Source organism: Klebsiella sp. BIGb0399, from assembly GCF_003752615.1.
GTDB classification, from domain to species: Bacteria; Pseudomonadota; Gammaproteobacteria; order Enterobacterales; family Enterobacteriaceae; genus Klebsiella; species Klebsiella lignicola.
Genome location: NZ_RKHT01000005.1, coordinates 1175355 through 1200094, shown reverse-complemented (window position 1 = coordinate 1200094; position 24740 = coordinate 1175355). Strand labels below are relative to the sequence as shown.

General features: G+C 60.5%; 22 protein-coding genes. 16 read left to right on the top strand and 6 right to left on the bottom strand.

What is annotated here, in order from left to right; all coding sequences use genetic code 11:
• Positions 1 to 52: 52 nt before the first annotated feature.
• A complete protein-coding gene (locus tag EDF82_RS06055) occupies positions 53 to 2215 on the bottom strand; it encodes a TonB-dependent siderophore receptor (protein WP_227540107.1) in 2163 nt (720 codons plus the stop codon).
• Between the two features lie 424 nt (positions 2216 to 2639).
• Here EDF82_RS06055 and EDF82_RS06050 point away from each other — a divergent pair, with 424 nt between their 5' ends.
• Genes EDF82_RS06050 through EDF82_RS06030 form a run of 5 tightly spaced genes read left to right on the top strand, consistent with a single transcriptional unit; the run spans position 2640 to position 7394 of the window.
• A complete protein-coding gene (locus EDF82_RS06050) occupies positions 2640 to 3461 on the top strand; it encodes an ABC transporter ATP-binding protein (protein ID WP_123754665.1) in 822 nt (273 codons plus the stop codon).
• Positions 3458 to 4480 (top strand): iron ABC transporter permease, encoded by a 1023-nt coding sequence (locus EDF82_RS06045; RefSeq protein WP_123754664.1) that lies wholly within the window; start codon positions 3458 to 3460, stop codon positions 4478 to 4480. Before EDF82_RS06050 ends, EDF82_RS06045 begins: the two co-directional genes overlap by 4 nt.
• On the top strand, positions 4477 to 5529 hold the full coding sequence (locus tag EDF82_RS06040) for an iron ABC transporter permease (protein WP_123754663.1): 1053 nt from the start codon (positions 4477 to 4479) through the stop codon (positions 5527 to 5529). Before EDF82_RS06045 ends, EDF82_RS06040 begins: the two co-directional genes overlap by 4 nt.
• Positions 5530 to 5544: 15 nt before the next feature.
• Positions 5545 to 6498: an iron-siderophore ABC transporter substrate-binding protein gene (locus EDF82_RS06035; RefSeq protein ID WP_123754662.1), complete on the top strand. Its 954-nt coding sequence runs from the start codon at positions 5545 to 5547 to the stop codon at positions 6496 to 6498.
• The gene (locus EDF82_RS06030) at positions 6495 to 7394 is read left to right on the top strand and encodes a MurR/RpiR family transcriptional regulator (protein WP_123754661.1); all 900 of its coding nucleotides are present in this window, start codon (positions 6495 to 6497) and stop codon (positions 7392 to 7394) included. Before EDF82_RS06035 ends, EDF82_RS06030 begins: the two co-directional genes overlap by 4 nt.
• A gap of 27 nt (positions 7395 to 7421) precedes the next feature.
• Here the strand turns inward: EDF82_RS06030 and EDF82_RS06025 are convergent, their stop codons facing one another.
• Positions 7422 to 8627: an MFS transporter gene (locus EDF82_RS06025; protein WP_123754660.1), complete on the bottom strand. Its 1206-nt coding sequence runs from the start codon at positions 8625 to 8627 to the stop codon at positions 7422 to 7424.
• Between EDF82_RS06025 and EDF82_RS25210 the strand changes: the two genes are divergently transcribed.
• Positions 8616 to 8978 (top strand): hypothetical protein, encoded by a 363-nt coding sequence (locus EDF82_RS25210; RefSeq protein WP_158613264.1) that lies wholly within the window; start codon positions 8616 to 8618, stop codon positions 8976 to 8978. The genes EDF82_RS06025 and EDF82_RS25210 overlap by 12 nt on opposite strands.
• Positions 8950 to 10107, top strand: coding sequence for a M20 aminoacylase family protein (locus EDF82_RS06020; RefSeq protein ID WP_123754659.1), 1158 nt, complete (start codon positions 8950 to 8952; stop codon positions 10105 to 10107). The genes EDF82_RS25210 and EDF82_RS06020 overlap by 29 nt, the downstream gene beginning before the upstream one ends.
• Positions 10108 to 10172: 65 nt before the next feature.
• On the opposite strand, the gene fdhF is transcribed toward EDF82_RS06020, so the two are convergent.
• Positions 10173 to 12323 carry a formate dehydrogenase subunit alpha gene (gene fdhF / locus EDF82_RS06015; RefSeq protein WP_123754658.1) on the bottom strand — a complete coding sequence of 717 codons (2151 nt, stop codon included), beginning with the start codon at positions 12321 to 12323 and terminating at the stop codon, positions 10173 to 10175.
• Between the two features lie 242 nt (positions 12324 to 12565).
• A complete protein-coding gene (locus EDF82_RS06010; protein ID WP_123754657.1) occupies positions 12566 to 13648 on the bottom strand; it encodes a malate/lactate/ureidoglycolate dehydrogenase in 1083 nt (360 codons plus the stop codon).
• Between the two features lie 235 nt (positions 13649 to 13883).
• On the opposite strand from EDF82_RS06010, the gene EDF82_RS25135 reads away from it, so the two are divergent.
• The gene (locus EDF82_RS25135; protein ID WP_148060390.1) at positions 13884 to 14003 is read left to right on the top strand and encodes a small membrane protein; all 120 of its coding nucleotides are present in this window, start codon (positions 13884 to 13886) and stop codon (positions 14001 to 14003) included.
• Between the two features lie 28 nt (positions 14004 to 14031).
• Here the strand turns inward: EDF82_RS25135 and EDF82_RS06005 are convergent, their stop codons facing one another.
• Positions 14032 to 14991 (bottom strand): AraC family transcriptional regulator, encoded by a 960-nt coding sequence (locus EDF82_RS06005; protein WP_123754656.1) that lies wholly within the window; start codon positions 14989 to 14991, stop codon positions 14032 to 14034.
• A gap of 362 nt (positions 14992 to 15353) precedes the next feature.
• Here EDF82_RS06005 and nqrC point away from each other — a divergent pair, with 362 nt between their 5' ends.
• From nqrC to EDF82_RS05965, 8 genes are all read left to right on the top strand, one after another.
• Positions 15354 to 16112, top strand: coding sequence for an NADH:ubiquinone reductase (Na(+)-transporting) subunit C (nqrC, locus tag EDF82_RS06000; protein ID WP_123754655.1), 759 nt, complete (start codon positions 15354 to 15356; stop codon positions 16110 to 16112).
• 151 nt (positions 16113 to 16263) lie between these two features.
• Complete coding sequence (locus EDF82_RS05995) at positions 16264 to 18204, top strand: FTR1 family protein (protein ID WP_123754654.1); 1941 nt, start codon at positions 16264 to 16266, stop codon at positions 18202 to 18204.
• A gap of 30 nt (positions 18205 to 18234) precedes the next feature.
• On the top strand, positions 18235 to 18762 hold the full coding sequence (locus EDF82_RS05990; RefSeq protein ID WP_123754653.1) for an iron transporter: 528 nt from the start codon (positions 18235 to 18237) through the stop codon (positions 18760 to 18762).
• A 236-nt stretch (positions 18763 to 18998) separates the two neighbouring features.
• Positions 18999 to 20378, top strand: a complete 1380-nt coding sequence (locus EDF82_RS05985; protein WP_123754652.1) for a Fe-S-containing protein — start codon at positions 18999 to 19001, stop codon at positions 20376 to 20378.
• A gap of 2 nt (positions 20379 to 20380) precedes the next feature.
• Positions 20381 to 21664: an ABC transporter permease gene (locus EDF82_RS05980; protein ID WP_123754651.1), complete on the top strand. Its 1284-nt coding sequence runs from the start codon at positions 20381 to 20383 to the stop codon at positions 21662 to 21664.
• The gene (locus EDF82_RS05975; RefSeq protein ID WP_123754650.1) at positions 21654 to 22784 is read left to right on the top strand and encodes an FtsX-like permease family protein; all 1131 of its coding nucleotides are present in this window, start codon (positions 21654 to 21656) and stop codon (positions 22782 to 22784) included. The genes EDF82_RS05980 and EDF82_RS05975 overlap by 11 nt, the downstream gene beginning before the upstream one ends.
• Before the next feature lie 4 nt (positions 22785 to 22788).
• Positions 22789 to 23484, top strand: coding sequence for an ABC transporter ATP-binding protein (locus EDF82_RS05970; protein WP_123754649.1), 696 nt, complete (start codon positions 22789 to 22791; stop codon positions 23482 to 23484).
• Positions 23471 to 23962: a TlpA disulfide reductase family protein gene (locus EDF82_RS05965; protein ID WP_123754648.1), complete on the top strand. Its 492-nt coding sequence runs from the start codon at positions 23471 to 23473 to the stop codon at positions 23960 to 23962. Before EDF82_RS05970 ends, EDF82_RS05965 begins: the two co-directional genes overlap by 14 nt.
• A gap of 44 nt (positions 23963 to 24006) precedes the next feature.
• Here the strand turns inward: EDF82_RS05965 and EDF82_RS05960 are convergent, their stop codons facing one another.
• Positions 24007 to 24738 (bottom strand): class II aldolase and adducin N-terminal domain-containing protein, encoded by a 732-nt coding sequence (locus tag EDF82_RS05960; RefSeq protein WP_123754647.1) that lies wholly within the window; start codon positions 24736 to 24738, stop codon positions 24007 to 24009.
• Between the last annotated feature and the right edge of the window lie 2 nt (positions 24739 to 24740).

Below are 24740 nucleotides of genomic sequence, written 5' to 3'. Positions count from 1 at the left end.
CAGGCCGCCGTTTATTATCCACAGCGGCGCTGTCCGGGACAGGGTGACGGACTCAGAAGTCCATTTTCACCGTGAACTGCACTTCGCGCGGATCGCCGATCTGGTTGCCCAGGTTGTTGGTGGCGATGGAGGAGGTGTAGTAGGTCTTATCAAACAGGTTCTTCACGTTCACCTGCAGGGTGACCGGGTACTGTAGCTTCATCTTATAGGCGGCAAAGACATCGGCCACCGCGTAGCCCTGCAGATAATAATCCGCGCCGTTGGTGCCCGAGCGCTTGCTCACCGCGCGACCGCCGCCGCCGACGGTCAGGGTGTTGCTGTCGTAGACGTTATGGATGTCGTAGCTCAGGAACAGCGAACCGGTGTGTTTTGGCACATTAGGCAGCGGTTTGCCGGCGTAGTCCGGATCGTCAAGCACCTTGGCGTCGGTGTAGCCGTAGCTGGCGATAACGTTCAGGTTGTCGGTGATCGCGCCGGCCAGATCCACCTCCACCCCACGGGAACGCACTTTGCCTGCGGTCTTGGCAACGGTCTCATCGCCGACGCTTTCGGTGTACATCACGTTGCGTTTATGGATATCAAACAGCGCGATATTGGCGGTAATGCCGTCTAACAGATCAAACTTCGCGCCGACTTCATAGGATGTGGACTCTTCCGGCGGCAGGTTGCCGATGTAGCTGGCGATCGACGACTGCGGCATAAACGACTGGGCGACGTTGCCGAACAGCGACACGTTTGGCGTCAGCTTATAGACCAGGCCAAACTTCGGCGTCCATTTCTGATCGCGGCTGTCGGTGTTGACGTTAAACGGCCGACCTTTACCCGCATACTGGGTGTAATACTGATAGCGAACCCCGGCGACGGCAATCCAGTTATCGGTCAGATACAGCGCGTCCTGAACGTAGGCGGCGTAGCTCTCCTGCTGGATGGTCTGATCGCTATCGGACGCCGACACGGTGTTGCAGGTGCCGACCGTACCGTACACCGGGTTGTAGATATTGAACCCTTTAACGTTTTTGCAGCGAATCATGTCGGTACGCAGCAGATCGTAATACTCATAGGCGACGCCGGTGAGCACTTCGTTATAAAAGCCGCCAACCACCACGTTGCCCTGCAGATCGGCCCGGGTCGAGTGCATTTTCTGCGTCGAACCGTGGGTCGCATCGACGCGGCGGGTCAGATCGCCGGTCGCTGAATCGTAGGCCGTGACCCGGGCCTGGTTATCGTTGTAGTGATCCTGGCTGTAGCTGTAGTCAAAGCGGGCGGTCCAGGCGTCGTTCAGACGGTATTCGGCATTCAGCTGCGCCAGGTCGGAATAGCCATCGGTGATGTTAAACGGTTCGTCAAAACGGGTTTTGCGATCGACGTTCACCGCATGGCCGGTATTGAGATCGAAGATGGTCCCGCGATCGAACGGCGTATTGTAATCGCGGTGCGAGTAAGAGACGTTCACCGTCGCGTTGTCGCCAAACCAGGTCAGAGAAGGGGCGATAAAACTGCTTTTCTCTTTGCCGAAGTTGCGCCAGTAATCTTCATGTTGATATTCGCCGATGATGCGATAGGCCAGCCGGGTCCCTTCGATAGGGCCGGTGACGTCAAACTGGCCGGTTCCGCCGCCGAAGCTAGTGGAGGTCGCGGAGATAGAGCCGCCGAAGGTGCGCTCCGGGCGTTTCGTCACCACGTTAATTAATCCGCCGGGATCGAGAATACCGTACAGCGTCGACGCCGGGCCTTTCAGCACTTCGACGCGCTCGGTGGCGGCGGTAAAGCTGCGCGGCAGGACGGTACGCAGGCCGTTGGTCATGATCGAACCGTCGCGGTTGGCGCCAAAACCACGGCGGGTAAAGGCATCCTGGGTGCCGCCCAGCGTGTTGGTCTGAACGACGTTGGCGACGTTATACAACGCCTCGTCGAGGGTGGTCGCGTGCTGGTCTTCCAGCACTTTGTCGCTAACGGTATTCACGACCTGCGGAATATCCATTAGCGGCATCGACGTCAGCGTCGCCGTTGAACTGGTCACCGGCTGATAGCCGTTGGTCGCCGGCTGCTGCGACTTGTCGGCCACCACGGTGATGGTTTCATCGGCGGTGGTTTTATCGCTGGTGCTGCTGTTTTCTGCTGCAACTAATCCCGGTGAGGCAAAGGAACCTAAAAATATCAGTGAAAAAAGCGCGCGCCCTTTCAGCGTAGTGAAAGGGATCGTTGATTGAGTCATTATCTGTTTCTCGCGAACGCATCTGTCCTTTGCGGACAGAAAAGCCAATTAAATCATTGCCCTTAACAATATTATCTGCCCGTTATTCGCGGTAATTTGCGCTCAGGCATGTAATTGAGAATCATTCAACCATGCGGGAATGTAGTAGTAAATGTTATATAAGATAAAAAATCATCAGCCCGCCACCGCGGCCGTTTTGCCCGTTAACGGCGTCATGTAATTCGATTAATATATTGTTTATAAACGAATAAATAGATTGTTGTTGTTGAGGTGTATTCCGTAGTGATGACGGGCGCTGCCTGAAGCGTTGGGGTATTGACTACTACATTCATCCGCCGCATGATCAAAAGAGAATGAGATTTATTTTTGTTTGAGTGCGAACGTGCGGGCGCGATGCCACGCCGTTGCGGCGCAGGAGTGAGTTATGCCACAGCGGGTGATGCCTGCAGAGCAGGGGATCGTACTGGATGCCCTGTCGGCCGGATATGGCCAGACCCTGATTGTCGACGATATTCATCTGACGATCCCTCACGGTAAAATGACGGTGCTGGCCGGGGCCAACGGCTCGGGTAAATCCACGCTGCTGTCGACCATCGCCCGTATGCTGAAGCCGCTTGGCGGCAGCGTTCGTCTGGACGGGCAGTCCATTCACGAGATGCCGACCCGGGCGGTTTCACGCCAGTTAGGCATTCTGCCGCAGTCGCCGCTGACCCCGGAAGGGCTGACGGTGTTTGAACTGGTTTCGCGCGGGCGCTATCCTTGGCAGGGGTTTATGCGCCAGTGGTCGGATGCCGACCAACAGGCGGTGGAAGAGGCGATGGCGCTCACCGGCACCACGGAATTTGCCCGTCTGCCGGTAGACAGCCTCTCCGGCGGCCAGCGACAGCGCTGCTGGATAGCCATGGCGCTGGCCCAGCAAACGGCGACCATTCTGCTCGACGAACCCACCACCTGGCTCGATCTGCGCTACCAGGTCGATATCCTCGAACTGCTGCAAACTCTGACCCGTGAGCACGGGCGTACGGTGGTCACGGTGCTGCACGACCTGAACTTCGCGGTCAACTACGCCGACCTGCTGGTGTTCCTCAAGCAGGGGCGGATCGCCGGCGTAGTGGGGGAAGATGAACGCTGTACCCCGGCGCTGATCAAAACCGTGTTTGACGTTGAGGTCCAGATGTCCCTGAACCCGCAAACCGGTAAACCTTTCTTTATGCCTTTTCGCTCGCCGCAGGGGGCGGGGCAATGAGTGCCGCCGCGCTGGCGCTGCCGCGCCGTCGTCAGTCGCGCCCGCTGCTGGCGTTGGTCCTGCTGATGCTGTTGCTGGCCGGGGCGTCGGTGATCCATCTGGGGCTTGGGGCGCGCTGGATTGCGCCGCAGACGATCCTGCAGGCGCTGACCCATTACGATCCGCGCAATTTTGACCACCGGATCATCGTCGATCTGCGGCTGGTCCGCCTGCTGGCGGCGCTGCTCACCGGGGCGGTGCTCGGCGTGGCCGGGCTGTTGCTGCAGACGGTGATTCGTAACCCGCTGGGAGAACCGCATATTCTCGGGCTGAACGCCGGCGCGTCGTTGGCGGTGGTGGGCACCTCGGCGTTGGGGCTGGGCGGGCTGGCGTGGGAGCGTCCGCTGATTGCCGCCTGCGGTGGGGCGTTGCTGTTCGGCGGGGTGATGCTGCTGGCGACTTCCGGGCGCGGCGGGGCGACGCCGCTGCGCATCACCCTGTGCGGGGTGGCGCTCTCGGCCTTTGCTTCTGCGGTGACCGCGGCCATCCTGATCCTCGATGAGCAGACGCTGCTGGCAATGCGCACGTGGCTGGCGGGCGATCTGGCCGGGCTGAACGGCGCCATCCTGCGTTCGGCGGCGGTGCCAGCGCTGGCGGGGGCGCTGCTGGCGCTGTTTATCGCGCCGCGGCTGAATATCCTGGCGCTGGGCGATAATGTGGCGCTGGGGCTGGGGGTCAAGATCGCCCAGACCCGGCTGCTTGGCCTGGCGGCGATTGCTCTGCTGTGCGGCTCGGCGGTGGCGGTAGCCGGGCCGATCGGCTTTGTCGGCCTCGTGGTCCCGCATATTGTTCGCCGGCTGATCAGCGAGGATCTGCGTCTGGCGTTGCCGCTGGCGGCCCCCGTCGGGGCGCTGGTGCTGGTAGTGGCCGACATTGCCGCGCGCACCCTCGTCGCACCGCAGGAGCTGGCCACCGGGGCGATGACCGCGCTGGTGGGCGCTCCGGTATTTATCTTTATTGCCGCGAGATTTTTTAAATGAAAAACGTAGCCGCTCACGCCGGTTTTCGCCCGCTGCGGGTCGGGTCCTGCCAGCTGCTCATCCGCCCGGCGGCGCTGAAAATCGCCGGCGTGTTGATTGTCGCGATCCTGCTTCTGGCGTGCTTTGGCCTGGCGCGCGGCAGCTTCCCGCTGCCGACGGGCACGCTGGCCCGCGCGTTGTTTGCCCCGCAGGATCTGGCGGAGCAGCCACGCTTTATCCTGTTTGATATCCGCCTGCCCCGGCTGCTGATGGCGCTGCTCTGTGGGGCGATGCTCGGCCTGGCGGGCGCGGCGATGCAGAGTATTACCCGCAACGGCCTGGCCGACCCGGGGCTGATTGGCGTCAAAGAGGGGGCCAGCGTGGTGGTGCTGGCGCTGATTCTGTTTTTCCCGGCGCTGGGGCTGGTCTGGCGACCGCTGGCGGGGATCCTTGGCGGGCTGCTGGTGGCGCTGCTGGTGCTGGCGCTGGCCCGCGACTGCGCCCGTCCGCGCTTTATTTTGATCGGTATCGGCGTCTCCTGGACGCTGGCGTCGGCGGTGGGCATCTTCATGACGACCGCCGATGTCCGCGATGTGCAGACCGCCATGATCTGGCTGGCCGGAAGCCTGCATGCCGCAACCTGGCCGCTGCTGGCGGTGGCCCTCATCTGGGCGCTTCCGGGCGCGCTGATTTTGCTACTCACCGCCAGGGCGGCAGACGTGGCGCTGCTTGGGGATCGCACCGCCGTCGGGCTGGGAGTGCGGCTGCAGAGCCTGACCCTGCTGCGCTTTTTCGCGCCGGTGCTGCTGACCTCCGCCAGCGTCTCCTGCGTCGGCAGTCTGGGGTTTGTCGGCCTGATGGCGCCGCATATGGCGCGCTTTGTGCTGCGCGGTGGCCAGGTGGCGCTGCTGTGCGGCAGCGCGTTGATCGGTGCGCTGCTGGTGCTGCTGACCGACACCATCGGCCGTCTGGCCTTTGCGCCATTGCAAATTCCGGCCGGGATCGTTATCGCCCTGGTCGGGTGTCCATTTTTTATCTTGCTGCTGTGGCGTCGTCGTGACGCCCTGTAACGTTGAAGGGTTGCTATGCGTTGGTTGATCTCTTTGCTGTTGGTGGTGGGCGCTGCTGCTGGTGCCGCCGAAGGTCAGACTCAAATCTTTACCGACGATCTCGGTCGGGCGGTGACGGTACCGCTGCATCCGCAGCGCATTGTCTCAATGCACGACCTCGATATCACAATCCCGCTGATTGAGCTTGGGGTGCCGCCGGTGGCCAGCCACGGACGAACGCGCCCGGACGGCAGCCATTTTCTGCGCTCCAGCGCCCAACTGACCGGCATCGATTTCGATAACAGCGCGATTCAGTTTATCGGCACGGCGGATATCGACCTTGAAGCGGTGGCGGCGGCAAAGCCGGATCTGATCATCACCGAACCGAGTCGTCACGTCTCCGTCGAGCAGCTGCAGAAGATTGCCCCGACGGTCAGCATCGACCACCTGCAGGGCAGCGCGCCGCGGATTTACAGCAAGCTGGCGCAGCTCACCGGCAGCGAAGCGCGGCTGGCGATCCTCGAACGGCGCTACCAGGCGCAGATCGCCCAGCTTAAAGCGATGGTCGACACCCAACATATCAGCGTGTCGGTAATTCAGGCCAACAACGGCAAAGTGACCGTGCACCACTCATATCATGCCCTGGGACGGGTGCTGCGCGATGCCGGCTTCCGTTTCCCGCCGCTGATCGACAAGATCCCCGACGGCCAGCGCATTGACGTCAGCGCCGAACAGCTGCCGGAACTGGATGCGGACTTTGTTTTTGCCACCTGGCGCTCGGACACCGGCGGAAAACCGCAGGACGAGCTACAGGCGATGGAGGCGGTGATGCCCGGCTGGTGCGACTTTATGCGCGCCTGTCGTACCGGGCGCTATATCCTGCTGCCGCGCGAAGAGGTGATCTCTAACTCCTTTGCCGCCCTGAGCCTGATGGTGGCGCAGGTGCAATCGCATATTGCCGGGCGGCCTTTGCCGGCGGGGCTGAAATGAAAACCGCGGTGAAGAAAGAGAAAGGGCGGGTCGACCTGTTTGGCGACCGTTTCCGCGCCCGGGCGCATCAGCTGTCGCCGCGTCTGCTGGCGGTGGTCAGCTATATCAACGAAAACCGCGAAGTGGTGCTGGAGCGCACGGCGATGGAGATTGCCGCCGCGACCCACACCTCGGACGCCACGGTGGTGCGGGCGATTCAGGCGCTGGGGTTTGCCGGTCTGCGCGAACTGAAGCAGACCATGGAGCGCTGGTTTGGCCCCTCGGTCACCTCGTCGGAGAAAATGCTCTCTACGGTCAACGCTCTCTCAAGCGACGTCAATTCGAGCATCGATTTTGTGCTTGAGGGGCATCAGCGCGCCTGCGAAGTGCTGTCCCGTCCCGCCAACCGGGCCGCCGTCGCCCAGGCGGTGGCGCTGCTCAGCGAGGCGCGGCAGGTGGCGATTTTCGGCATCGGGGCCTCGGGGATTCTGGCGGAGTATACCGGCCGACTGTTCAGCCGCATCGGTTTACCCTCCTACGTGATGAACCGGACCGGATTCAGCCTGGCCGAGCAGCTGATCAATCTGCAACGCGGGGACGTGATGATTATGATGGGGCAAAAATCGCCGCATCGTGAAGGGATGACCGCGCTGCGGGAGGCCCGACGGCTGGGGATCCCGACGATTCTGCTGACTCAGGCGGTGGACTCGCGCTTTAGCCAGGAGGCGCAGGTGGTGATTGACGTCCCGCGCGGCGGCGATAATGGCCGGGTGCCGCTGCACGGTACGGTGCTGGTGTGTCTTGAGATGCTGGTGCTGTCGGTTGCGACCACCTCGCCGCAGCGAACCATCAAGTCGATGAAGCGCATTAACGAATTGCACAAGGCGATCGGCAAGTCCGGCGGCAAGCGCGGCTAAGCGGAGAACCCACCTGGCCGCCGGTGATTACGCGGTAGCCGGCTGCGCATCATCATCGTCATCGCTATCCTCATCGGCCGCCGCCAGCAGGGTCTGCTCCGTTTTCCCCAGACACTGAATCAGCAGGAACAACCCGCCGCTGGCCAGCAGGGTGATCAGTAACCCGTCATAGCCCGATACGCTGATCACCAGACTGCTGATGACCGGCCCGGCCACGCTGCCCGCCGACCAGAAGAATCCCAGCAGCGCATTTATCATGATCAGCTTTTGCCCGTTGAAGGTTTTCCCGGCCCGCACCAGCGAGAGGGTATACAGCGCCCCCGCCGCGGCGCCGAGCACCAGGCAGCCGACAATCAGCTGAACGGGCGATACCAGCAGGAACGGCAGCGCCAGCAGGGAGAGGCAGAACACCGCGGCGCAGCTGAGGTGCACCCGACGGATGCCGAAGCGGTCGGCCACCCAGCCAAGCGGTGCCTGGAACAGCGCATCGCCGGTTAAGACGATGGTCACCAGCAGCACCGCCATCGCTTCGTTCAGCCCTTTATCCATGCCGTACAGCGGCAGCAGCGCCAGGATGCTGGCGTCAAAGAAGGCAAAGCAGAATACCCCGGAGGCCAGCACCGGTAAGAAGGCGCCGAGGCTCCGCCAGCTGGCGCGCTCTGACAGGGTTTCGCGGCTGCCGGTTGGCAGATGGCGCAGCATCAGCAGGCAGGCGGCGGTGAGGACGACGACCGCCACCAGCACCCAGATTTGATATTCGCTACCGGCGGAGATCAGCAGCGGCCCCGCCAGCTGGCAGCCGGTGAAGGCTGAGGCATAAATGCCGGTCAGCGTCGCGCGGTTTTTGCCCGCCGCGCCGCCGGTGATCCAGCTTTCGCCGAGGACGATAATCACCCCGGACGCAATACCGGTCAGGAAACGCGGCAGCAGCAGCGGCATCAGATCCACCGTCAGGCAGGAGGCTATCGTCGCCAGCGCCAACAGGAGCAGGCTGGCGCTCAGCAGGTGGCCCATCTCAAAACGACGGCACAACGCAGGGGAGAGGAACGACGAGAGCATCATGCCCGCAGGCGGCAGCGCGGCCAGCAGGCCGACGTAGACGGTGTCTGTCTGTTGCTGGGCCAGCTCGAGGCTGATTAACGGCACCGTATAACCGGTGATAAATCCCACTAATGACGCGGCCATGATCATCGCCAGCGTGGGGGCAAGGCGATTCTGGTCTTGGTTAAACATTTTATTCCCGATAACGGAAGTCAACAGGTGGATAATCCGGCGAATTGCCGACAGCTCTGCATATTAATTAATCGTATGGCGGATGTCACCGTTGAAATGACTACTATTATTGATACGCCAGCGCCAGCCGCCGGTAAAACAGCGGGGCTGTCCCTGCAGGGAGTGTTGTCAGCGCGCTGGCGAAAGGATATAACCAATAGGGCACTCCGCGGGGGCGGAGGCGTGCTGGCGGGCATAACAATCGAGGCCCGCAGTATTTTTCGATCGGCTATTCGTTCAGCTATGCGTTCAGCGTTGAAGCTGTGCAGGAAAGGAGCAAGACATGGCAGTATCGCCATCATCGATCGCTGAGGCCATTCGCTGGCGACGTGAATTTCATGCCTGCCCGGAGCTTGGCTATCAGGAACAGAACACCGCGCGCCGTGTCGCTGAATTACTGACCTCTTTTGGCCTGCAGGTGCATACCGGGCTGGCGGGGACCGGCGTGGTCGCCACCCTGGAGAACGGTCCGGGGCCGGTTATCGGACTACGGGCCGATATGGACGCGTTACCGATTACCGAATCCGGCGATCTCAGCTATAAATCGCGCAATCCTGGCGTGATGCATGCCTGCGGGCATGACGGCCATACCGCCATGCTGCTGGCGACGGCGTCGCATCTGGCGCAGACCCGCCGTTTTCGCGGCACGGTGCATTTTGTCTTCCAGCCGGCGGAGGAGAATCTCGGCGGCGCGCGCAAAATGGTCGAAGAGGGGCTGTTTGAACGCTTCCCGATGGACGCTATCTACGCGCTGCACAACTGGCCGGGTCTGCCGTTAGGCCACGTGGCGGTCAACGAAGGGGCGATGATGGCCTCGCTGGACGCCTTTGAAATCACCCTCACCGGCAAAAGCTGTCACGCGGCGATGCCGGAAAGCGGTGCCGACCCGATCGTCGCCGCGGCGCAGCTGATTATGGCGCTGCAGACCATCCCGTCACGCCGCCTGTCGCCGCAGGAGTCGGCGGTGGTCAGCATTACCCAAATTAACGGCGGCGAAGCGATTAACGTGCTGCCGGATAAGGTCGTGCTGCGCGGGACGTTCCGCTGCCTGAGCAACCAGGTTCGCGCCCGGGTGAAAGGGCTGATCGCGCACTACGTCGCGACCCAACCGCAGGTTTCTGACGTGCAGGGAGAAATTGCCTGGTATCCTGGCTATCCGGTGACCAGGAACCATCCGGCCGAGGCGCAGAAAGTGCGTGAGGTGGCGATAGCCGCGCTGGGTGAAGCGGCGGTAAACGGGCAGATTAACCCGTCGATGGCGTCAGAAGATTTTGCCTGCATGCTGGAAGCCTGTCCGGGCGCTTATTTCTGGATTGGTACCGATGGCGACATACCGTCAAAGCCGCTGCACAATGCCGGCTACGATTTTAACGACGATCTGATAGCCCCTGGCGTGGCGATGTGGACGACCCTGGTGGAGTCGCTGCTGCCGGCTGGCTGAAACGTGCGGCGGCAGAGTGAACAGGGAGAGGCGAGGCCTCTCCCTTTTTTACGTCAGCCGTACCGTCAGGCGCTGACCGCCGCCTTCAGACGGGCCTTCATGTCGCTGTAGGCGCGCCAGGCGTACTGCTCGGCCCACTGCTGGTCCTCGATGGCGTCGATTTTCACCGCGCAATACTTGGTTTCCGGCGTTTTCGAGATCGGGTCCAGGTTGTCCTGGGTCAGTTCATTACAGGCGCCGACCCACCATTGATAGGTCATATAGACGGCGCCGCGATTGATGCGGTCGCTGATGTCGGCGCGGGTGATCACTTTCCCGCGTCGCGAGCTGACCCACACCAGCTGGCGGTCGGCGATCCCCAGCTGTTCGGCGTCGGCGCGGCTGATCTGCACCCGACCGGGTTCATCGGCAAGGGATTGCAACGCCGCGCAGTTGCCGGTCATGGAACGGCAGGAGTAATGGCCCACTTCGCGCACGGTGCAGAGCACCAGCGGATAGCCGGCATCCGGCGTCTCTGCCGGCGCCCGCCACGGGGCGGCAAACAGCTGGCCTTTGCCGGTCGGAGTATCGAAACGGTTCTCTTTATACAGCCACGGCGTGCCGGGGTGGTCGAGCGTCGGACACGGCCACTGAACGTGGTTCATATCGCCCATTTTCTCGTAGGTGACGCCGTAGAACAGCGGGCAGAGTTCGCGCATTTCGTCCCAGATTTGCTGGTTGTTATCGTAATGCATCGGATAGCCCATCTCGGTGGCCAGCAGGCTGATGATCTCCCAGTCGCGTTTGACGTTGGCCGGTGCCGGGATCGCTTTCTCGAAACGCTGAAAACCGCGGTCGGCACAGGTGAAGACGCCGCCGTGTTCGCCCCACGAGGTCGCCGGCAGCAGGACGTCGGCGATCTCTGCGGTTTTGGTCATGAAGATATCCTGCACCACCACAAAATCCAGCGCCTCGATACCTTTACGCACCAGCCCCAGATCGGCCTCGGTCTGCAGCGGATCTTCGCCCATGATGTAGTAGGCTTTGATCTCTCCCGCCATGGCTTTATGAGGCACTTCGGTGATGCGGGTGCCCGCCTGGTCATCCATGAGAGCCGGGTCTATGCCCCAGGCGCTGGCGAATTTCGCCCGCACGGCGGGGTCGGTGACCTCCTGATAGCCTGGGAACAGGTTCGGCAGCACCCCCATATCGCAGGCGCCCTGAACGTTGTTTTGCCCACGCACCGGCCCGACGCCAACGTGTTCGCGCCCGAGGTTGCCGGTCAGCAGCGCCAGGCTGGCCAGCCCTTTGACCACGTCCACCGCCTGGCCGAACTGGGTGACGCCCATGCCCCACATAATGGTGGCTGACGGCGCGGCGGCAAACATTCTCACCGCCTGCCGCACCTCCTGCGCCGGTACGCCGGTGACCGCTTCGACCGCTTCAGGCGAGTAGGCTTGTACCGCGTCGCGGTAAGCTTCCAGCCCTTCGGTAAAGCGGTCAACGTAGTCATGGTTGTAGAGATCTTCTTCCAGCAGGACGTGGCCGAAGGCATTCACCAGCGCCATATTGCTGCCGTTGTTGAGCTGCAGGTGGCGGTCGGCGATGCGGGCGGTTTCGATGCGCCGCGGGTCGCAGACGATGATCTTCGCGCCGTTTTCACGGGCTTTAATCACCCGGCGGGCGACGATAGGGTGGGAGTCTGCGCAGTTATAGCCAAAGACCAGCAGACATTTGGAGTGTTCGATATCGCTGATGGAGTTACTCATCGCCCCGTTGCCGAGAGCTACCTGCAAGCCCGCCACCGAAGGGCCGTGACAGACGCGGGCGCAGCAGTCGACGTTATTGGTGTTCAACACCGCCCGGGCGAATTTTTGCATCACATAGTTGGTTTCATTGCCGGTACCACGGGACGATCCGGTGGTCATAATGGCGCGCGGGCCGTGCTGCGCTTTGATCTCCCGCAGCTTGTTGGCGGTGTAGCGAATGGCCTCTTCCCAGCTGACGGGGGTTAATTTGCCGCCTTTTTGGTAGCGAATCATCGGCTGCTTGAGGCGTGGCGTCAGGAGCTGGGTATCGTTGAGAAAATCCCAGCCGTAGTATCCCTTGAGGCACAGCTGATTCTGGTTGGTGACCCCATCGGCCGCTTCCGCGCGGATAATTTTATTGTTATCGACAACCAGCTTGAGTTTGCAACCCGCCCCGCAATAAGGGCAAACGCTTGTGACTTTTTTCATCAGTAACAGACCTGTTAACAGTGAATGAAGATCAATGGTCAGGCCGGGCCCGGCCCGCCATCGTCATGGAATCCTTGCGCCGCGATGCTGGCAGAAGGCCGAAGCATTATGCAGAAGTTATGCCAATATTTAATATATTGATATATATGATTATTTTAATGAAGGGGGCGACAGGCGTCATGATGTCGTCACTAATGACGATGACGTCGCAGAACGCCCGGGAAGGGCGCTCTGCGGTGGGATCAGACCATTTTCTGCTGGAACTGCGCCAGGGTCTCGGGGGCCATACCGGCTTCGCGGGCCGCTTCGCAGATGGCCTGCCAGCTCCCAGCATCCAGCGGGATCCCCTGCGCCAGGCGGGACTGACGATTGGCTTCTTCCCACTCTCCCGGCACCAGAATCGGGGTCTGCTGGTCGTGAGGTGACTGCTTACACCAGTCGATAAAGGCCTCGGTTTCGTCCTGCATATCCGGTGCGTCGAAGGTTTCCGGATTGAGAATAATGGTGGTCATGCAGTTGAAAATGGCGTCGACGCAGGTCTGCAGGCTCGACTGATGGGTCGTTTTGCCACCGGAAACGGCGCCGCCGAGGATCTCGCACAGCGTCGCCAGGGCGTAGCCTTTATGCTGGGCGAAGGTGAGCAGGGCGCCTAACGGCGAGGTCTGCATTACCGCCGGGTCGGTGGTCGGCTCTCCGTGGGCGTCAATCAGTGAACCCGGCGCCACGGCTTCGCCTTTGTGCCAGGCGACGCGGGTTTTGCCGAAGGCAATGGCGCTGGTGGCGTAGTCGAGCAGCAGCGGAGGCTGGCCTTTGCGCGGGAACACGACGCACAGCGGGTTGGTGCCAAAGCGGCTGTCTTTGCCACGAAACGGCGCGACCATCGGGTCACCCACGACGCTGACAAAGTGGATGGAGATAAACCCTGCCGCCGCGCACTGTTCGGCCCAGTAGCCGATGCGCCCGATATGGTGCGCATTGCGCAGGGCGATCGCCGCCATGCCGTGCTGCCGGGCCTTTTCAATCCCCGTCTGCATCGCCTCGTGGGCGACCACCTGACCAAAGCCGGCGTTGCCGTCGAGGGTCACCACCGCACCGGCGTCCTTCATGACGCTGGCGTGCTGGTTAAGCTGCAGGTGGCCCTCGGCGTGGGAACGCACGTAGCTCGGGATCATCCCGACGCCGTGTGAATCATGCCCGGCAAGATTGGCCGCCACCAGATGGTCGGCGACGAGAGCGGCCTCGTCAGAGGTACTGCCCAGTTGAGTGAAAAGCGTGGTAACGAACTGATGCAGATCGGTAGCCTGAATACGATATCCGGTTGGCACTGATACGCTCCTGTAGTTAGCTGATGGTGTTGTTTTTTTTGTTAAAAGCCTGACTCAGTAGGCTCTGTGTTTGCTCAGCCATGCTGCTACAGCACAGGGAGAAGATCAACGTTTGCGCGCGTATGCGCGATGAGGGGCAAACAACAGGATTGAGGCCCGGGGTGCTGTTCGCGGAGGGCAGAATCATTATGATAAAAATGTAAGAATAATTGATAAAGAGAATATCAAAATGAATATCAGCACCCTGCTGTTAATTATCGTTGCCATCGCGCTGCTGGGGATCTCGGTCTATTGCTTACTGAGCTATATCAAAGAACGCAAAGCCACGCAGTTTAAATCGTTTCGCCATCGCTAAAATAGTAATCTGCGGCTCACTCTCCCGCTTATTGGTAATGGTTGTCGCGCCAGGCTTTTGGCGACGCATGATATTTTTCGCGAAAGCTTTTGCTGAATAACGGGTGACTGGTGAAGCCGCAGCGCCAGGAGACTTGTTCAACCGCCAGCTGACGATCCTTTTCCAGCAGCTGGCGGGCCGCTTCCAGCCGAATCTCTTTGATTGCCACCATCACCGACGTACCTTGTTCGTGGAACGCCCGGTCGAGGCTGGCCCTGGAGCAGCGCAGCGCCTGGCAAATCAGGTCAGGTGACAGCTGGTGCTGGTGGTAGTTAAGGGCGATAAACGCGCGCGCGCTGTCGACGAGGTGGCTTAATTTCCCGGTTGAACGCAGCCCGCTTTCTTCGGCGACATCGGCCAAAACCCGCAGCGCAATATGGTGCAGACCGTCGACAATCACCGCCGTTTCTGGCTGAGATAAACGATCCGATTGCGCATCCAGCAATAACATATGTGATTTTAAAAACTGGGCTAAAGGGTGGTTTTCCAGTGAAACTATCGGGCTGGACAGTTTACCGCTGAATAATGTTTTGATTTTATCGCTGTGCGGAATGATATATAGCTGTTTAACATCGTCACACTGATAATGGTAATAATCGCTGCGCTGGTGAACAACCAGCATCCCGGCATCCACCTGGCCGCGGGTGGCGGGGGTTCTGCCGCTGATCACCTGTTTGCCCTGGAGCAATAACGAAATATAAATCGACGATGAATCTACCTGATGCGGATCGAAGATCGTCTCGTTTTTAGAGCCCATCGCACTACAAAAATCGCCAGAAACCCCGGAGATAGTTTTATGGTTGGCAATTATCGCTTCCGGCCGGCGGTTATTCACCACCTTAATACCGTAGCAGTTAAGATTTTGCGATATCCGTTGATAGCGCTCTTCCGGTGCAATATCGGCCGCGCTTAACACATGTGGAACGTACAGCGTCGAAGGTCTGGACATGTTTGTCTCTTATCCCGGGGTGACGGTAGCAGGTGGCTCGCTAGCGTGCTGACATTATAAGATTAATCCTATCACAAGCCAGCGTCCGGGCGATTTTTTACAATTCGCCAGCGCGAGCAGAATCATGGCTGCAAAAAGTTGATGGTGATTAACAATAATAATGGCACGGTCGTTTATATATTAATTTGGCCGTTAGCGGTGCATCGGATTAAATAAAAATATGCCGCAGGCAGGGCAGGGAAATATATTATCAGCGGAGGTGAGCGAAAAAACAGGCTGGACAAAGAGACAAAAACCATCGCAAGCTAAGCGCCTGACCCATTAGACAATGATGCTTATCTACCGACGGGATTCATCAGCGCATGCGTAAAAGTAAAATTATTGTTTTATCCTTGATGATTATTTGTGTTTTATGTTTCGCCATCGTTGCTGTTTATTTTTTGCTATTGAAAGACAATGACGCCAGCCCGGTCAACCAGCAGACCGAAACCGCGGTGCTGAACGTCGCCGGGCTGCTGGGCAGCGGACAGCAGGATGCGCAAACGCAGCGCGCGTTGTACCAGGCGCACATTGTCAGCCGCCAGCTGGATCTGGATAGCGGCGAACTGCTTCCCGTCGGCCAGCAGAGCGGGGCGTCACGCTGTATCGACCTGCCGCCAGCGCGCGATCCAGCACAAATCCGCCAGCGTTGCGCGCAGGTCGGGATCTATCTGGTGCGCGACAATAACCAGCATATTCAACAGATTATCTTGCCGGTTCATGGTAAGGGCGCCAAATCGATGATGTATGCGCTGGTGGCCCTTGATACCGATGGCCGCACGGTCAACGACCTGATCTATTACCAGCAAAATGAGACGCCGCTGTTGGGGGCGAGGGTGGAAGACCCGCAATGGCGCCGGCAGTGGGTGGGGAAAAAACTCCGTGATGAACAGGGAAAACCGGCGTTGCAGGTGGTGCAGAACCAGCCCGGCGAACATGATGCCTACACTGTGGATGGCATCAGCGGCGCGACCTTAACCTCCACCGGGGTCGAGAAGAGTATTAATTTCTGGATGAGCAGCCAGGGCTACGGTAATTTCCTGCGTCATCTCCAGCACGACCCGACGCTATTAGCGCGCTGAGCGCCAGCGGATTCATTCACCGCTGCAGCGGTGGCTCTTTGCATTATTTGACACAAATTGTCACTGATTGACATTTTTATGATCTGGGTCATGTGTGTCCTGGTAAAAATAACAATGATAACGATTATCATTATTTTTATCGGGATGCACCATGGCCGCCCCTCGCGCTTTTCTGCTGTTCACGCTGTTTAGTCTCCTGCTTATCAGTGCGCAGGCGATGGCGCAGACCCGCTATGCCCCCCTCATCGACGATATCGAACAGCGGCTTGATAGCACCGTCGAACTCTACCAGCAGCAAAAAACCAACGAGGCGCGTCGGGAAGTGCAGGCGGCCTATTTCGAGGTGTTTGAAAATCTCGAAGGCCCTATTCGCATCAATTTTTCAGCACGCAAAAGCTACGAGATGGAGAGCAGCTTCGGCGAGATTCGGTGGATGATCGCCGATGGCAAACCGCTGGCGGCGGTTCAGGCGCGGGTTGACGAGCTGAAACGGGCGCTGCGTGAAGTGGAGCCGGTGCTGGACGGCGGCCATCGGCTGGTGGCGGAAGAACAGCATACTGCGTTGTCGCGCGATGATATCGCGCTGCACTGGCAGAACAGTTTCCGGGTGATTGACGATTTGCTGGCGCAGGCGATGAGCGCCTATCAGGCGGGCAACGTCAGCCTCGCCAGCCAGCAGGTGCAGCAGGCGCACTATCAGGGCTTTAAAAATTCCGAGATGGAAATGTCGGTGCGGCAAAACCGTTCGGCAAAAGCGGCGGCGGCCATTAATCAGCAGTTTACCGCCCTGATTGCGCTGACGTCACAAGCGGATCACCTCAACGATGTGGCCTACCAGGTCACCACGCTGCTGCAAGATCTGGAAGACCTCCTGCCGGGCCTGCCAACGACCCGCGACGACCAGCCGGTGAACGCTCCGACGGCAGATAACGGCGCCGCGCCGGAGGCCGACAGCACCGCGGGGACCAACTGGGCCACGGTGGCGGCGGAGATCCACCGCAGCGTCGAAGCGGCGCTGGCGCGCTATCAGCGCGGAGAGGCCCAGCAGGCGATTCTGGATATTCAGGATACCTATTTCGACCGCTTCGAAGCCTCCGGGATGGAGAACAAAATCGGCTCCCGCGATGCGACGTTTAAAACTGCCCTCGAAGCCCATTTCACCCGCATGGTGAGCCTGATGAAGGCCGGCCAGCCGCAGGAAAAACTGGCGGCGGAAGCCGCGGCGCTGGACGCCGACCTGCAACAGGCGGTGACCATGTTGGGTGAGGGCGAGGCAACCCAGTGGAGCCTGCTGCTCTACAGCCTGATGATTATTGTCCGCGAAGGGCTGGAAGCGCTGTTGATTGTGGCGGCCATCGTCGCCTGGCTGGTGAAAAACGATCATCACGACAAGCTGCCGTTAATTCGCCAGTCGGTGGTGGTGGCGCTGATCGCCAGCGTAGCGACGGCGGTGCTGTTCCAGCTGCTGTTTACCAACTCTGGCGCCAGTCGCGAGCTGCTGGAAGGGTTCACCATGCTGATCGCGGTGGTGATGCTGTTCTCCATGAGCTACTGGCTGCTGTCGAAAGTCGAAGCCCGCCACTGGAAAGCCTGGCTGGAGGGCAAACTGAGCCACTCGCTTTCCCGTGGCTCGCTGGTCGGGCTGTGGCTGACCAGCTTCCTGGCGGTCTACCGCGAAGGGGCGGAGACCGTGCTGTTTTACTTTGCCCTGCTTGGCGATGCCCAGGGCGTCTCCGGCCATCTGGCTATCGGCGGCGGGTTCGTCATTGGCTGCGTGGTGCTGCTGGTGGCGTGGATCGTGATGCGTTACTCGGTGGTCCGTCTGCCGCTGAAACCCTTCTTCATCTTTACCGGCGGCCTGATGTACCTGATGGCGTTTGTCTTCGCCGGTAAAGGCGTCCTCGAACTGGTGGAGGGCAAACTGTTCCAGCCGACCTTAATCAGCGGAGTGCCGGAAATCAGCTGGCTCGGCATCTATCCCTATCTGGAAACCTTGTTACCACAACTTATTTTGCTGGTTGCTGCCGCGGCGGCACTGGTCATTATGCGCCGCCGCAACGAGGCGCCGACAGTGAGTATAAAAAAATCATAATTGCCCTTTAACGACGAGAGGATGTGTCAGATGACTTTTAAGAACACCTTGATTATCAGCGCCACCATGGCTGCCGTATTTACCGCCCCGGCGGCACTGGCCTTTAAAGAGTATCCCGCCGGTGAACCGGTCACCATGAATGAGATGGAGATCGCCGCCGTCTACCTGCAGCCAATTGATATGGAGCCGCGCGGCATGGGGCTGCCGGCCGCCAAATCGGATATCCATCTGGAGGCCGATATTCATGCGGTTGAAGGGGGCAAAAATGGTTTTGGCGCCGGCGAATGGATCCCCTATCTGACCATCGCCTATACCCTGGTCAATAGTGACACCGGTGAAAAACAGGAAGGGACCTTTATGCCGATGGTGGCCAGCGACGGCCCGCACTATGGCGCGAATATCAAAATGATGGGCGTCGGCAACTATAAAGTGACCTACCACATTGAACCGCCGTCAAAAGCCGGGATGCATCGTCATACCGACAGCGAGACCGGGGTCGGTCGCTGGTGGAAACCGTTTGATGTCAGCTATGAGTTCAAATACGTCGGCCTGAACTAAGAGCCTGGCCCGTTAGGCTATTTTATTTGCCATTTTGGCCCTGGACCGTGCTCACCATCCTCACGTACTGCGTGTACGCTCCGGTGGTTCCGCGCTGTCCGTGGCCAAACTGGCTGCATCAATCTACGCCTACTGGAACAGGCTCTACGCCTTCGTCGCGCAGGATGGCCTTCGGGTCGTCCTGCGGAGTGTTGCTTGATGCGGACTAAAGCATTCCGCCGTACCGGGTCGAAGTCATGAGTTACTTTTTCGTCACCACGCTCCAGCTCTTTTTCTGTATCGCGTTGCTCTCCTCGCTGCTGTGGGGACGGGGCGATGCGCCATCACTGCGTCCCCTCGTCTGGATCCTGCTGAGCGCGCTGGCCGCAGGCCTGCTGGCCGGGCAGTTTATTCGCGGCAGCCAGACGCTACAGCTGATGCTGGTGGCGGGGGAGATCCTGCTGTCGCTGCTGTTTTTACTCAGCTTCTGGTGGGCCACGCCGCGTCTGCGCTACCTGTGGCAGTGGCTCCTCGTCTTTGGCGCCGCGCGTCACTGGGCGCAGGATCCTAACCTTGGCGGGTTAACCTCCACCCACGTGCTGAATACCGATCTGTTGTTGAACCTGAGCGCGCTGGTGCTGGCGTTTGCGCTGCTGTGTCTGGCGGCGGCCCTGTGCGCCATGCTGCTGCGGCGGATGCGCTGGGCCTACTGGCCGCTGGCAATCGTACTGATGGTGCTGCTGTGGCTGCCGTTGTCCGGCAACCTGCTGCTGCTGTTGATGAAGCTGCAGATAGTCCCGCTGCTCAAACCGCTGCTCAGTTTTGTCGCCAAAGTCACCAACAACGCTGCCGGCTATAACTGGGCGGCTGCTGCCATCCTCGCGCTGCTGTGCCTGTGCTGGCTCCCGGCGCTCAGGCGTTTTTCCCGCGCGGTAAAGGCGGCGGATGCGCCGGTTGCTCGTCGGCTGGCGCAGGCGGATCGGCGCGGCGCCATGCGGCTGTGGCTGACCACCCTCTGCTGCGTTGTGCTGATTAGCGGCGGCCAGCTGTGGTGGGATCTGGTGGCCTCGCAGCCGCCGAGACTGTCGGAAGCCCAGCCGGTGACCGTTGCCGCCGATGGTCTGGTGCATATTCCGCTGGCGCAGGTTCGCGACGGCAAGCTGCACCGTTTTGTCTGGGTCGCCGACGATGGCAAGGCGGTCCGTTTCTTTATCATTAACCGCTATCCCGACAAGCTGCGCTTCGGCGTGGTGTTTGACGCCTGCCTGCTGTGCGGCGATCAGGGGTACGTCATGGAGGGCAATCAGGTGATCTGCGTCGCCTGCGGGGTGCATATCTTTATTCCGTCGATCGGCAAACCCGGCGGCTGCAACCCGGTGCCGATTGACGACTGGCGCAACGATGAGCGGGAGCTGACGATCCCCGGCAAGGCGCTGGCCGTCGGGGCTAACTACTTCTCGACCGTGCTGACCATCAAGGTGACCGACCCGGTGGACGGGAGCTCCCTGACCAATACCGCGGCGGAGTATAAATACAGCTACGCGGGCCGAACCTGGTTCTTCGCCTCGCAGGCCAACTATGACCGTTTCCGCAACGCGCCGGAAACCTTTGCTGGCGATGCGGCGCAGGAGGAATAGCGATGCTGGGACGAATGATCTACCAGTCATGGGGGAGAAATCTGCGGCGCAAAGGGCTGGCGGTGTTAACCGTGTTTCTGGCCGCCAGCCTGATCTCGGCGCTGCTGGCGGTCTCTATTGATATCGGCGACAAAATGTCGCGCGAGCTGAAATCCTACGGCGCCAATATCCTGATTGAACCGGCGGGGCAGGCGGCGCTTCCGGCGTTGTTCAGCGAGCAAAGTAACCCGCTGGCCAGCGACGATTTTCTCGAGCAGTCGGAGCTGCCGAACATCAAAGATATCTTCTGGCGCAACAATATTGTCGGCTTCGCGCCGATGCTCAGCGGCGAGGTGCGCGTCGACGGCAATGATATCCGCGTGCTCGGGACCTTCTTCAGCCAACCGGTAGCGATACCCGATGAAGAGGGGTATCAGACCGGGCAGCGTACGGTCAGCCCGTTCTGGCAGGTGACCGGCGAGTGGCCGCAGGAGCCGGTCGGTCAGCAGCCGCAGACCTTAGTCGGCCAGGCGCTGGCGCGCCATTACGGCTGGCAACCCGGCAAGCGGCTGCGGCTCCAGGTGGCGGACAGCAGCGTGGAGGTGGTGGTCAGCGGCGTGCTCTCCAGCGGCGGCGACGAAGATAATCAACTGGTCATGCCGCTGAGCGTGGTCCAGCAGCTGCTGGGCCTGCCGGGAAAAGTGCAGGCGATTCGCGTCTCGGCGCTGACGGTGCCGGAGAACGAACTGTCGCGCCGGGCGCGGGAAAACCTCGAAGCGCTGAATGCCGAAGAGTATGACCTGTGGTACTGCACGGCCTACGTCTCGTCGATTGCCCATCAGCTGGAGGAAGCCATTTCCGGCGCGGAAGTGCGCCCGGTGTGGCAGGTGGCTGCTTCAGAAGGAGTGGTGATCGACAAGATTCAGTTACTGATGGCGGTGGTGACCCTGGCGGCGCTGGCCGCCGCGGCAATGGGCATCGCCTCGCTGATGACCAGTACCATGATGGAGCGTGGCAAAGAGATTGGCCTGATGAAGGCCCTTGGCGCCCGGCAGTGGCAAATTCTGCTGCTGTTTTACCTTGAGGCGGCGCTGAGCGGCCTGCTGGGCGGCGCTCTGGGCTGTGTGGCGGGCTGGGGGCTGGCGAAGATGATTGGGCTGATGCTCTTTGCGACCCCGCTGAATTTTGCCTGGGTGGTGGTGCCGTGCGTGCTGGTGATCGCGGTGCTGATTGCGCTTATCGGCACCTGGTTCCCGGCGCGCCGCATTGCGCGGCTTTATCCTGTGGAGGTGCTGTATGGCCGCTAAGCGCGACATGCTGTGGTTACTGGTATGGCGAGCGTTGCGTCTGCGTTTGCAGCGCGTTGCCGTGGTGTTCACCGCTCTGGCGGTTGGCGCCACTATCGTCACTGCGCTCTCTGCGGTGTGGTTCGATATCAACAGCAAAATGAGTGAAGAGCTGCGGACCTTCGGCGCGAACTTTTATATCGGGCCGGGACACGGGTCGCGGATGCCGCAGCCGGCGCTGCAGGCGATTCTCGACGACGCGCCAACAGGGTTGATTCACGGCGCCAGTCCCTGGCTGTACGGCACCGCGCGCACCGAGCTGGAAAAGGTGGTGATGGTAGGGGTCTGGTTTGAATCTTTGCAACGGCTGGTGCCTTACTGGCAGGTCAGCGGCAACTGGATTGGCGTCAGCTTTGACGATCGCCATGCGATGGTCGGCGTCAAGCTGGCCCAGCGGCTGGCGCTCAAGGTGGGCGATAGCGTGACGCTGGTGGATCACCAACGGCGCAAAACGCTGCTGGTCAAAGGGATCGTCGAAGCCGGTGACGCCACCGATAATATGCTGATTGTCAGCCTCGACGTGGCCCAGGCGTGGCTGAACAAGCCTGGGATCATCAGCCAGGGGCTGCTGAGCGTCAGTAACGACCTGGGCCAGGTTGAAGACTATGCCCGCCAGCTACAGCAGCGTTATCCCGACCTTGAGATCCGCCCGGTGCGCAAGGTTTCGGCCTCCGAAGGGCAGGTGCTGGATAAAATCAAAGGGCTGATGGGGCTGGTTTCGCTGGTGATCCTTGCCCTGTCGTCGTTGTGCGTCAATACCACTCTGATGGCCATTGTCGGCGAGCGCGCCCGCGAGTTTGCGCTGCAAAAAGCGCTGGGAGCCAGCAACGGCGACATTGTGCGCCAGATGCTGCTGGAAACCAGCATCATCACCCTCGCGGCGGTGGTGTGCGGCTGGGTGCTGGGCTATCTGCTGGCCCAGTTGCTGGGGCTGACGGTCTTTAACGCCACCATTTCGCTGCGCCTGCCGGTGCTGCCGATAACCCTGGTGCTGTCTTTGCTGGTTGCCCTGCTGGCGGCCATTGTTCCGGTGCGCCGCGCGGTGAGCGTTGAACCGGCGAAAGTATTGAAAGGAGAGTAACGCCATGACCGTCACGCCTTTATGCCAGATGGCGATTGAAACCCGTCATCTGTTTAAGCGATTCGGCGATGTCACCGCCCTGGATGACATCAATTTGCGCATCGCGCGCGGCGAATTTGTCGCGATTATGGGAGCCTCCGGCTCCGGAAAAACCACCCTAATGAACATCCTGACCTGCCTGGATACCGCCAGTGAAGGCCAGGTGATCCTCGACGGCACCGACGCCGCGGCACTGGACGAAGAGGGGAGACGGCGCTTTCGGGCGCAGAAGATTGGCCTGGTGTTTCAGCAGTTCCACCTGATCCCGTTTCTGACGGCGCTGGAAAACATCATGCTGGCACAGCACTACCACAGCGTCGTCGACGAAGCGGCGGCCCGGGCGGTGCTGGCGCAGGTGGGCCTTGAACATCGCATGACCCATTTACCCAGCCAGCTCTCCGGCGGCGAGCAGCAGCGCGTCTGCATTGCCCGGGCGTTGGTAAATGAGCCGCCGGTGATTTTTGCCGATGAACCTACCGGCAACCTTGATGAAGAAAACGAGCAGCGGGTGCTGGACCTGCTCACCGACCTGCATCGCCAGGGGCGTACCATCGTGATGGTGACCCATAACCCGGCGCTGGGGAAATTCGCCGACCGCATCGTGCGTCTGCAACACGGCAAATATCTTGGCGAGGAGGTCAATACCCATGCGTCTGCCTAAAAGTATTGTGCTGTTGCTGCTGATACTGCTGCTGCCCGCCGGTTGCAAAGAGGAGAAGCTGGCGCGCGGCGAGCCGGCCCCGGCACTGGCGGCCTTTGATCTACAGGGGAACCCCGCCACGCTTCAACGCTGGCAGGGTAAAGCGGTGTATCTCAATTTCTGGTCCGCCAGCTGCGGCGGCTGCCTGGCGGAAATGGACACGCTGCAGGCGCTCAGCCAGCGTTGGCCTGATAAAGTGGTGGTGGTGGGGATCAATACCGACCCGGAACAGGTGGATATCGCGCCGCTGCTGGCAAAACATGGCATCAGCTTTCCGGTCCTGCGTGACCAGCTCAGGATGACCCAGGAGCGCTATCAGGTGATCGGCACGCCGACCTCTGTTGTTATTGACGGCGACGGGCAGGTACGGGATCTGCACCAGGGATGGCGCAAGCCCGATGAACTACAGGAGGTGTTCGCCCGCCTGGCGCAGCCGTAACGCGGGTGTCCCGGGCGGCAGCCCGGGAGGTTCCGTTGCGCTCGTCAGTCCAGCACGGAGGGATCGGCATCGATCATCATCTGCTTCATTTCGGCAAAGTGCTGACGGGAAAAATCGGCGATTTTCTCCCAGTCCTGGGCGGTTTTCTCCGCCACTTCATCAGACAATATCTTCAACGGCTGGCCGGTTGACCACGCGGTCACCAGAATCTGACAGGCCCGCTCCAGGGTCCAGATGTCGTCAAACGCCTCCCCGATATCGCTGCCGGTGACCAGCACGCCGTGGTTGCCCATCAGCAGGCGGCGCTTATCCGCCAGCAGTCCCGCCAGCCGCGCCCCCTCGGCGACGGTATCCGCCATCCCGCCGTACAGCGTATCCACCGCCACGCGATTGAAATAGCGCGCGCTGTTCTGTTCGACCGGCAGGATCTGCGGGTTTGCCAGACAGGCGACGCTGGTGGTGTAGACCGGGTGCAGGTGCAGCACCACGCGGACCTCCGGCAGCCGCTGATGAATCTGGCCGTGGATTGCCCACGCGGTGGCGTCGACGTCCGGGCGGCGGGCGGTCGCTTCATCATCGGCATCCAGCAGCAGCAGGTCGCTGGCGCGGATCCGCGAGAAGTGTTTCCACTTCGGATTCAGCAGGAACTTCTTGCCGTCCGGCGAGAGGGCGGCGCTAAAGTGGTTAGCCACCGCCTCATGCATGCCGAGATGGGCGATAATGCGAAACGTCGCCGCCAGGTCAATGCGCGTCTGTTCTTCGTAAGAGTAGGTCATCG

What these genes read in the sequence shown, in the direction of transcription:
- EDF82_RS06055 (WP_227540107.1), bottom strand. Translation starts at nt 2,215, where the DNA reads ATGACTCAATCAACGATCCCTTTCACTACGCTGAAAGGGCGCGCGCTT.
- EDF82_RS06050 (WP_123754665.1), top strand. Translation starts at nt 2,640, where the DNA reads ATGCCACAGCGGGTGATGCCTGCAGAGCAGGGGATCGTACTGGATGCC.
- EDF82_RS06045 (WP_123754664.1), top strand. Translation starts at nt 3,458, where the DNA reads ATGAGTGCCGCCGCGCTGGCGCTGCCGCGCCGTCGTCAGTCGCGCCCG.
- EDF82_RS06040 (WP_123754663.1), top strand. Translation starts at nt 4,477, where the DNA reads ATGAAAAACGTAGCCGCTCACGCCGGTTTTCGCCCGCTGCGGGTCGGG.
- EDF82_RS06035 (WP_123754662.1), top strand. Translation starts at nt 5,545, where the DNA reads ATGCGTTGGTTGATCTCTTTGCTGTTGGTGGTGGGCGCTGCTGCTGGT.
- EDF82_RS06030 (WP_123754661.1), top strand. Translation starts at nt 6,495, where the DNA reads ATGAAAACCGCGGTGAAGAAAGAGAAAGGGCGGGTCGACCTGTTTGGC.
- EDF82_RS06025 (WP_123754660.1), bottom strand. Translation starts at nt 8,627, where the DNA reads ATGTTTAACCAAGACCAGAATCGCCTTGCCCCCACGCTGGCGATGATC.
- EDF82_RS06020 (WP_123754659.1), top strand. Translation starts at nt 8,950, where the DNA reads ATGGCAGTATCGCCATCATCGATCGCTGAGGCCATTCGCTGGCGACGT.
- fdhF (WP_123754658.1), bottom strand. Translation starts at nt 12,323, where the DNA reads ATGAAAAAAGTCACAAGCGTTTGCCCTTATTGCGGGGCGGGTTGCAAA.
- EDF82_RS06005 (WP_123754656.1), bottom strand. Translation starts at nt 14,991, where the DNA reads ATGTCCAGACCTTCGACGCTGTACGTTCCACATGTGTTAAGCGCGGCC.
- nqrC (WP_123754655.1), top strand. Translation starts at nt 15,354, where the DNA reads ATGCGTAAAAGTAAAATTATTGTTTTATCCTTGATGATTATTTGTGTT.
- EDF82_RS05995 (WP_123754654.1), top strand. Translation starts at nt 16,264, where the DNA reads ATGGCCGCCCCTCGCGCTTTTCTGCTGTTCACGCTGTTTAGTCTCCTG.
- EDF82_RS05990 (WP_123754653.1), top strand. Translation starts at nt 18,235, where the DNA reads ATGACTTTTAAGAACACCTTGATTATCAGCGCCACCATGGCTGCCGTA.
- EDF82_RS05985 (WP_123754652.1), top strand. Translation starts at nt 18,999, where the DNA reads ATGAGTTACTTTTTCGTCACCACGCTCCAGCTCTTTTTCTGTATCGCG.
- EDF82_RS05980 (WP_123754651.1), top strand. Translation starts at nt 20,381, where the DNA reads ATGCTGGGACGAATGATCTACCAGTCATGGGGGAGAAATCTGCGGCGC.
- EDF82_RS05975 (WP_123754650.1), top strand. Translation starts at nt 21,654, where the DNA reads ATGGCCGCTAAGCGCGACATGCTGTGGTTACTGGTATGGCGAGCGTTG.
- EDF82_RS05970 (WP_123754649.1), top strand. Translation starts at nt 22,789, where the DNA reads ATGACCGTCACGCCTTTATGCCAGATGGCGATTGAAACCCGTCATCTG.
- EDF82_RS05965 (WP_123754648.1), top strand. Translation starts at nt 23,471, where the DNA reads ATGCGTCTGCCTAAAAGTATTGTGCTGTTGCTGCTGATACTGCTGCTG.
- EDF82_RS05960 (WP_123754647.1), bottom strand. Translation starts at nt 24,738, where the DNA reads ATGACCTACTCTTACGAAGAACAGACGCGCATTGACCTGGCGGCGACG.